Annotated in this window: 6 protein-coding genes; all 6 read right to left on the minus strand. The window is 37.2% G+C overall.

What is annotated here, in order from left to right:
- Nucleotides 1-319 (minus strand): DUF6990 domain-containing protein (locus tag ACFIQC_RS09420; protein WP_375707103.1); only part of this gene is annotated, 319 nt, incomplete at its 3' end.
- A 5-nt stretch (nt 320-324) separates the two neighbouring features.
- Nucleotides 325-795 (minus strand): SMI1/KNR4 family protein, encoded by a 471-nt coding sequence (locus ACFIQC_RS09425; protein WP_375707101.1) that lies wholly within the window; start codon nt 793-795, stop codon nt 325-327.
- A gap of 54 nt (nt 796-849) precedes the next feature.
- Nucleotides 850-1425, minus strand: coding sequence for an SMI1/KNR4 family protein (locus tag ACFIQC_RS09430; RefSeq protein WP_183194725.1), 576 nt, complete (start codon nt 1423-1425; stop codon nt 850-852).
- Nucleotides 1422-1895: an SMI1/KNR4 family protein gene (locus ACFIQC_RS09435; RefSeq protein WP_375613701.1), complete on the minus strand. Its 474-nt coding sequence runs from the start codon at nt 1893-1895 to the stop codon at nt 1422-1424. Before ACFIQC_RS09435 ends, ACFIQC_RS09430 begins: the two co-directional genes overlap by 4 nt.
- Before the next feature lie 52 nt (nt 1896-1947).
- Nucleotides 1948-2538, minus strand: coding sequence for an SMI1/KNR4 family protein (locus tag ACFIQC_RS09440; protein ID WP_183193918.1), 591 nt, complete (start codon nt 2536-2538; stop codon nt 1948-1950).
- Between the two features lie 64 nt (nt 2539-2602).
- A partial coding sequence (locus ACFIQC_RS09445; protein WP_375707102.1) for an HNH/ENDO VII family nuclease occupies nt 2603-3291 on the minus strand: 689 nt, incomplete at its 5' end.

A 3291-nucleotide genomic window follows, 5' to 3' on the forward strand; every position in this document is an offset into this window, starting at 1 on the left:
CTAAAGCTACCTTGACATGGCTTTCAAAAAACTCCAGTGCTGTAACTCCAAAATTCTCTTCTGAAGAAATCAGCATAGCCTCATATTGAGATTGAGATTCTTTACCGTTAGCATATTCACAGCCAAGACAATAAGCAGCAGTAGTAAGACTGACAGAAACCCACAATCTTCCGCTATCCCGTCCATAATCTATGACACCATAATGAATACGCACTATGCGATCGGGGAGGTGATAATAAGCAAACATATCACCCATTTCATCGCGATGGGGCTCCCAACCAACTTTTTTTAAAATCTCTGTTGCGTCTTTGGTTTGCATCGTCATTACCCCCCCCCAGCATGTTCCATAATTCTTTTACAGAGAAATTCATAGAAGTTACTTGCGTAATGCTCTGAATCTCCAGATGCAATTTCAACATAGAGTGGGCATTCACCATCCCAAAACTGAGAATAATCAAAATAAAATGTTTCACCAAAATCAGTTCTATTCACGGCAAGCTGATTTGGTTTTGCGAAACCATTTTTTATATCCGTCAAATGATAGAAAACAATATCACCAGCAGGACACTTATCAAAACTTGCGTTATAAATGCTAAAAATTTCATAACCTCCAATTTCTCCTCCTCCATAATTTTTTAAAAAACTTTTGTAGGACGAGGTGAATTGTAAACCAAGAGTTCTCTCAGCCTTTTCAATCAATATATCATCAGGTGCATCCTCTGCAGTGCCAAAGTCGATAACATCCGGATACTTATTAATTAATACTGCAACATCATCTAAGGTATAGGTTTTCATAGATGATCCTCAAAACGTGCGTTATAAACGCTCCATATTTCCTCGCTATCAATTTCACCTCTTCCATAGTTTTTTCCAAAAACTCTTGTAAAAAGGGATAGGTTGCGGAGTGGGAGTGTGCTCAATCTTTTCAATCGGTTGATCACCATCAGGTATCTCAACTCCCGCGTGTACTTTAATTCTTTTGCATAGGAATTCATAAAAATTACTGGCGTAATATTCGGACTCCTCATCCGCAAACATGACATAGAGTGGGCATTCACCATCCCGAAACTGCGTATAATCAAAGTAAAAGGTTTCATCAAGATCATAACTCACAACGAGCTGTTCTGGTGTCGTAAAACCACGTTTTCTATCATTTAAGTTTTGGAAAACAACGTCATTAACAGAAACACCTATAGGATGCTCATAAAGACTATAGATTTCTTCACCACTAATGTCCCCACCTTTATAATGTTTCAAAAAACTCTTGTAAGAGGATGTGAATTGTAAACCAAGAGCTTTCTCAGCCCTTTCAATTACAAGATCATCAACTGCATCATCTTCAGTACGAAAATGGATAATCTCATCATCATATTTATTCACTTTATCAATTAATATTACAACATCAGCTAAGGTATAGGTTTTCATAAATCTTCCCCTGCATGGTCCTTAATTCTTTTACAGAGAAATTCATAAAAATTACTTGCATAATAAAGGGGATCTCCAGATATTACCTCAAAATAGAGCGGACATTCACCATCCTGAAACTGAGAGTAATCAAAGTAAAATGTCTCACCAAAATCAGTTCTACTGACAACAAGCTGCTGTGATTTTGCTAAACCATTTTTCATTTCTGTTAAGCGATTATAGACAATGTCACCACCATAAACAGTTTCAAAGTCTACACCATAAATGCTAAAAATTTCCTCGCAACCAATTTCTCCTCCTCCATAATTTTTTAAAAAACTTTTGTAGGACGAGGTGAATTGTAAACCAAGAGTTCTCTCAGCCTTTTCAATCAATATATCATCAGGTGCATCCTCTGCAGTGCCAAAGTCGATAACATCCGGATACTTATTAATTAATTGTGCAACATCAGCTAAGGTATAGGTTTTCATGGATGATCCTCAAAACTTGCGTTATAAACGCTTCATATTTCCTCTATCAATTTCACCTCTTCCATAGTTTTTTCCAAAAGCTCTTGTAAAAAGGGATAGGTTGCGGAGTGGGAGTGTTCTCAATCTTTTCAATCGGTTGGTCACCATCAGGTATCTCAGCTCCCACACTTTCTTTAATTCTTTTGCAAAGGAATTCATAAAAATTGCTAGCGTAATACTCGCAATCCTCAGATGGAAGCATGACATAAAGTGGGCATTCTCCATCCCTAAACTGCGTATAATCAAAATAAAAGGTTTCACCAAAATCTGTTCTGCTAATGAAAAGCTGTTCTGGTGTCACAAAACCACGTTCTCTATTGAGTAAGTTTCGGTAAACAATATCACCAGCAGGAATACCTTCCCCACAATCTCCATAAATGCTAAATATTTCATCACCACCAATTTCTCCTCCTCCATATTTTTTTAAGAAAACTTTGTAAGAGGATGTGAATTGCAAACCCAAAGCTTTCTCCGCCTTTTCAATCTGTAAATCATCTGTTTCATTCTCTCCATCATCTTCAGTACCCAAATTGATAATCTCTTCATCATATTTATTTACTTTATCAATTAAGACTGCAACATCATCTAAGGTATAGGTTTTCATCAATTATTCTCCATTAATTATTCTATAAATCTCTGTTTTTTCTCTTTTCATCAACCGTAGAGTATTACTGCCGATGCTCCTGTCCCCATCTGTCAAAATCTAGACCTATAATACCCCATTTCATATCAATTATTTCTCCTAAATTACTGTTTTTTTGTTCTCTATACCCTTTAGCGCGTTCCTTCCAATATTCCTCTCTCCACTTATTAAACTTTTCTCTCTCTATAAGCGATTGATGTGTTTTGGAAGGAGCATGAATCACGGAATTATATTTATTATGAGATTCCTTGCTCATTTCTGCTATGGGCCCCTCATGCGTTTGCTTTAGGTGATGCAACTCAACAGGCTCACCATCAAATCCTATAGGTGCTCTTCCTGTTTCCATCCTTTCAATATTGGTGCCCCACACGTCTTTCTTGTTTACTCTCCATTTAACCCTTTGGTTAGGATCAAACAAATCGTCTCTCTTATAAGCTTTGTTCGTCTGACCAAATTTGCTATCGGTAAATTTAGTGGGTTTCTTTTTTAACCAAAGCTTTTTTTCTTTAGCAGCAAGTTTGGTCAGTTCTTTCCTCGCCGCAAATTTGTCAGGATCTCCTTGAGTTGCAAGTTTGGCAAGATTTTTCTTGGAAGCGAATTGGGCAAAATCTTTCATAGCATTGAACTTGATCACTGTCTTTTCGCCAAGCTTTATGGCTCCCTTGGCTGTTCCAGCTCCTCCCAAAAACAGCGTTGCTACTTCAGTCAATAATT

The organism is Bartonella sp. AA126HLJHH (assembly GCF_042197425.1).
Taxonomy (GTDB): domain Bacteria; phylum Pseudomonadota; class Alphaproteobacteria; order Rhizobiales; family Rhizobiaceae; genus Bartonella.